2 tRNA genes and 3 rRNA genes are annotated in these 5,619 nt (G+C 53.1%); all 5 read right to left on the reverse strand.

Annotation, left to right across the window (positions count from 1 at the left end):
• Positions 1–53: 53 nt before the first annotated feature.
• Positions 54–166: ribosomal RNA gene (gene rrf, locus PQR67_RS37975) — 5S ribosomal RNA — on the reverse strand.
• A 199-nt stretch (positions 167–365) separates the two neighbouring features.
• Positions 366–3,245: ribosomal RNA gene (locus PQR67_RS37980) — 23S ribosomal RNA — on the reverse strand.
• 318 nt (positions 3,246–3,563) lie between these two features.
• Positions 3,564–3,639: transfer RNA gene (locus PQR67_RS37985), tRNA-Ala, on the reverse strand.
• Between the two features lie 77 nt (positions 3,640–3,716).
• Positions 3,717–3,793 (reverse strand) — tRNA-Ile (locus PQR67_RS37990).
• Between the two features lie 65 nt (positions 3,794–3,858).
• Positions 3,859–5,389 (reverse strand): 16S ribosomal RNA (locus tag PQR67_RS37995).
• Together the 16S, 23S and 5S rRNA genes with 2 tRNA genes alongside form the textbook arrangement of a ribosomal RNA operon.
• Between the last annotated feature and the right edge of the window lie 230 nt (positions 5,390–5,619).

Genomic DNA, 5,619 nt, shown 5'->3' on the forward strand with positions numbered 1-5,619 from the left:
GTAAACGCAGAAACCCCACCTTTATGGGGTGGGGTTTCTGATGCTGCTAGGGAGCCTGACGATTACCTACTTTCACACGGGAATCCGCACTATCATCGGCGTGGAGTCGTTTCACGGTCCTGTTCGGGATGGGAAGGGGTGGGACCGACTCGCTATGGTCATCAGGCATGACTTGTTGTCGTAGTGCTCGTGGAGCAATACAACCAATCTGGAAGAAGTAGCTGAGAGGATGCCTCTCGGTATTGCATTGGGTTGTGCGTATCGTGCACAACATCGATCTCTCAACCTGCGTGTTCTTTGCCCCCTTCGGGGGTTGTTTCGGCTAAGCGCTAAAGCGCTAACCCGAAACGAAACACACCTGTTATAGGATCAAGCCTTACGGGCAATTAGTATCAGTTAGCTTAACGCATTACTGCGCTTCCACACCTGACCTATCAACGTCCTGGTCTTGAACGACCCTTCAAGGGGCTCGAAGCCCCGGGGATATCTCATCTTAAGGCGAGTTTCCCGCTTAGATGCTTTCAGCGGTTATCTCTTCCGAACATAGCTACCCGGCGATGCCACTGGCGTGACAACCGGTACACCAGAGGTTCGTCCACTCCGGTCCTCTCGTACTAGGAGCAGCCCCCTTCAAATATCCAGCGCCCACGGCAGATAGGGACCAAACTGTCTCACGACGTTTTAAACCCAGCTCACGTACCTCTTTAAATGGCGAACAGCCATACCCTTGGGACCGGCTACAGCCCCAGGATGAGATGAGCCGACATCGAGGTGCCAAACACCGCCGTCGATATGAACTCTTGGGCGGTATCAGCCTGTTATCCCCAGAGTACCTTTTATCCGTTGAGCGATGGCCCTTCCATACAGAACCACCGGATCACTATGACCTGCTTTCGCACCTGCTCGACTTGTCGGTCTCGCAGTTAAGCACGCTTATGCCATTGCACTATCAGCACGATTTCCGACCGTACCTAGCGTACCTTCGTACTCCTCCGTTACACTTTGGGAGGAGACCGCCCCAGTCAAACTGCCTACCATGCACTGTCCCCGACCCGGATAACGGGTCAAGGTTAGAACCTCAAACAAACCAGGGTGGTATTTCAAGGACGGCTCCACGCAGACTGGCGTCCACGCTTCATAGCCTCCCACCTATCCTACACAGATCGGTTCAAAGTCCAATGCAAAGCTACAGTAAAGGTTCATGGGGTCTTTCCGTCTAGCCGCGGGGAGATTGCATCATCACAAACACTTCAACTTCGCTGAGTCTCGGGAGGAGACAGTGTGGCCATCGTTACGCCATTCGTGCAGGTCGGAACTTACCCGACAAGGAATTTCGCTACCTTAGGACCGTTATAGTTACGGCCGCCGTTTACCGGGACTTCAATCAAGAGCTTGCACCCCATCATTTAATCTTCCGGCACCGGGCAGGCGTCACACCCTATACGTCCACTTTCGTGTTTGCAGAGTGCTGTGTTTTTATTAAACAGTCGCAGCCACCAGTTTATTGCAACCCCTTCACCCTTTGCGCGCAGGCGCATCAAGCTACAGGGGCGTACCTTATCCCGAAGTTACGGTACCAATTTGCCGAGTTCCTTCTCCCGAGTTCTCTCAAGCGCCTTAGAATACTCATCTCGCCCACCTGTGTCGGTTTGCGGTACGGTCTTGTTAAACTGAAGCTTAGAGGCTTTTCTTGGAACCACTTCCAGTTGCTTCACCGCCTAAGCGGCTCGTCCCATGCCCTTGAATTGCGCGCCCGGATTTGCCTAAGCGCCTTCTCCAACATAGAAACCGGGACTTCCAACACCCGGACAACCTTCCGCGATCCGTCCCCCCATCGCATTTAACAATGGTGCAGGAATATTAACCTGCTTCCCATCAGCTACGCATTTCTGCCTCGCCTTAGGGGCCGACTCACCCTACGCCGATGAACGTTGCGTAGGAAACCTTGGGCTTACGGCGAGGGGGCCTTTCACCCCCTTTATCGCTACTCATGTCAGCATTCGCACTTCCGATACCTCCAGCGCACTTTTCAATGCACCTTCGCAGGCTTACGGAACGCTCTCCTACCATGCACATAAATGTGCATCCGCAGCTTCGGTATATTGCTTAGCCCCGTTACATCTTCCGCGCAGGACGACTCGATCAGTGAGCTATTACGCTTTCTTTAAAGGATGGCTGCTTCTAAGCCAACCTCCTGACTGTTTTAGCCTTCCCACTTCGTTTCCCACTTAGCAATATTTGGGGACCTTAGCTGGCGGTCTGGGTTGTTTCCCTCTTGACACCGGACGTTAGCACCCGATGTCTGTCTCCCGTGATTGCACTCTTCGGTATTCGGAGTTTGCTATGGCGTAGTAATCCGCAATGGACCCCACAACCATGACAGTGCTCTACCCCCGAAGGTGATACACGAGGCACTACCTAAATAGTTTTCGGAGAGAACCAGCTATTTCCAGGTTTGTTTAGCCTTTCACCCCTATCCACAGCTCATCCCCTAACTTTTCAACGTTAGTGGGTTCGGACCTCCAGTACGTGTTACCGCACCTTCATCCTGGCCATGGATAGATCACCTGGTTTCGGGTCTACACCCAGCGACTGAATCGCCCTGTTCGGACTCGCTTTCGCTACGCCTGCCCTAATCGGTTAAGCTTGCCACTGAATGTAAGTCGCTGACCCATTATACAAAAGGTACGCAGTCACCCCTTGCGAGGCTCCTACTGTTTGTATGCATGCGGTTTCAGGATCTATTTCACTCCCCTCCCGGGGTTCTTTTCGCCTTTCCCTCACGGTACTGGTTCACTATCGGTCGATCACGAGTATTTAGCCTTGGAGGATGGTCCCCCCATCTTCAGACAGGATTTCACGTGTCCCGCCCTACTTGTCGTACACCTAGTTCTTCCTCGCTGTTTTCGTCTACAGGGCTATCACCTGCTATGGCGGCACTTTCCAGAGCCTTCGACTAACAATGAAGATAAAGAGTACAGGCTGGTCCCATTTCGCTCGCCACTACTCTGGGAATCTCGGTTGATTTCTTTTCCTGCGGTTACTTAGATGTTTCAGTTCACCGCGTTCGCTTCTCATGACCTATGTATTCAGTCATGGATACTCCAAAAGGAGTGGGTTTCCCCATTCGGACATCTACGGATCAAAGCTCGTTTGCCAGCTCCCCGTAGCTTTTCGCAGGCTACCGCGTCCTTCATCGCCTGTGATCGCCAAGGCATCCACCACATGCACTTGTTCGCTTGACCCTATAACGGGTGTGTCTCCTGTGTCATTCACTCGGAATGGCACGCTCGCCACAATCGCTACAGGTTGAGTATTCGTGTTGCGCCGTATTCCAAAGCGACCTTTCGATCACTTTTTCATACATTGATACAATCACAACCCTGATTCACCTACTCAATCACCCATCTCTAAGTGATCTTTCGTGAATCTCTTTACTACTTCTTCCTGATTGTTAAAGAACGACAGCCGATATCGCAGTTGCTATAACCGCGTATCACTCTGACTGGCTCAATCGCCAATGCATAACGCTCGGTGAATACCGAACGCTAGGCATTGAAGATTGGTGGAGGATGACGGGATCGAACCGACGACCCCCTGCTTGCAAAGCAGGTGCTCTCCCAGCTGAGCTAATCCCCCAGTCATACACAGATAATTTCTACCTGTACCTGATTTCCCCAGGGGTTCAGTCCTTAGCGCAGCCACCGCAGAAACAGTGGTGGGTCTGGATGGATTCGAACCATCGACCCCCGCCTTATCAAGACGGTGCTCTAACCAACTGAGCTACAGACCCCTGAGTCTGTCCTAATTCACAGCCGATAAGCGTGAGCGCTCAACGCATTGACACGTTAGCTCGAGAAAGGAGGTGATCCAGCCGCACCTTCCGATACGGCTACCTTGTTACGACTTCACCCCAGTCATGAATCCTACCGTGGTGACCGTCCTCCTTGCGGTTAGACTAGCCACTTCTGGTAAAACCCACTCCCATGGTGTGACGGGCGGTGTGTACAAGACCCGGGAACGTATTCACCGCGGCATGCTGATCCGCGATTACTAGCGATTCCAGCTTCACGCACTCGAGTTGCAGAGTGCGATCCGGACTACGATCGGTTTTCTGGGATTGGCTCCCCCTCGCGGGTTGGCGACCCTCTGTTCCGACCATTGTATGACGTGTGAAGCCCTACCCATAAGGGCCATGAGGACTTGACGTCATCCCCACCTTCCTCCGGTTTGTCACCGGCAGTCTCCCTAGAGTGCTCTTGCGTAGCAACTAGGGACAAGGGTTGCGCTCGTTGCGGGACTTAACCCAACATCTCACGACACGAGCTGACGACAGCCATGCAGCACCTGTGTTATGGCTCCCTTTCGGGCACCCCCACCTTTCAGCAGGGTTCCATACATGTCAAGGGTAGGTAAGGTTTTTCGCGTTGCATCGAATTAATCCACATCATCCACCGCTTGTGCGGGTCCCCGTCAATTCCTTTGAGTTTTAATCTTGCGACCGTACTCCCCAGGCGGTCAACTTCACGCGTTAGCTACGTTACTAAGGAAATGAATCCCCAACAACTAGTTGACATCGTTTAGGGCGTGGACTACCAGGGTATCTAATCCTGTTTGCTCCCCACGCTTTCGTGCATGAGCGTCAGTATTGGCCCAGGGGGCTGCCTTCGCCATCGGTATTCCTCCACATCTCTACGCATTTCACTGCTACACGTGGAATTCTACCCCCCTCTGCCATACTCTAGCCCGCCAGTCACAAATGCAGTTCCCAGGTTAAGCCCGGGGATTTCACATCTGTCTTAGCGGACCGCCTGCGCACGCTTTACGCCCAGTAATTCCGATTAACGCTTGCACCCTACGTATTACCGCGGCTGCTGGCACGTAGTTAGCCGGTGCTTATTCTTCCGGTACCGTCATCCCACCCGGATATTAGCCAGGCGGTTTTCTTTCCGGACAAAAGTGCTTTACAACCCGAAGGCCTTCTTCACACACGCGGCATTGCTGGATCAGGCTTTCGCCCATTGTCCAAAATTCCCCACTGCTGCCTCCCGTAGGAGTCTGGGCCGTGTCTCAGTCCCAGTGTGGCTGGTCGTCCTCTCAGACCAGCTACAGATCGTCGCCTTGGTAGGCCTTTACCCCACCAACTAGCTAATCTGCCATCGGCCGCCCCTGTAGCGAGAGGTCCTAAGATCCCCCCCTTTCCTCCGTAGAGCGTATGCGGTATTAATCCGGCTTTCGCCGGGCTATCCCCCACTACAGGACACGTTCCGATGTATTACTCACCCGTTCGCCACTCGCCGCCAGGGTTACCCCCGCGCTGCCGTTCGACTTGCATGTGTAAGGCATGCCGCCAGCGTTCAATCTGAGCCAGGATCAAACTCTTCAGTTCAAACCTGTTACTGTTTTTCGGGCTCTTTCGAACCCGGTCGCTCACTCAACGTACTGACGAATGATCATCCCACCGAAGTTGTGACACCCCAGCAGGAAAACCTTCCTTTAATACTAGTGTGAGACTTGATACTTTCGCTTCCAGCAAACCCCGGAGAGTTCACTGCGCGTCGCGCATCAAGCGCCCACACTTATCGGCTGTTAATTTTTAAAGATCGATTACGCATTCAC

It is taken from the genome of Paraburkholderia fungorum (assembly GCF_046026025.1).
Taxonomy (GTDB): domain Bacteria; phylum Pseudomonadota; class Gammaproteobacteria; order Burkholderiales; family Burkholderiaceae; genus Paraburkholderia; species Paraburkholderia fungorum_E.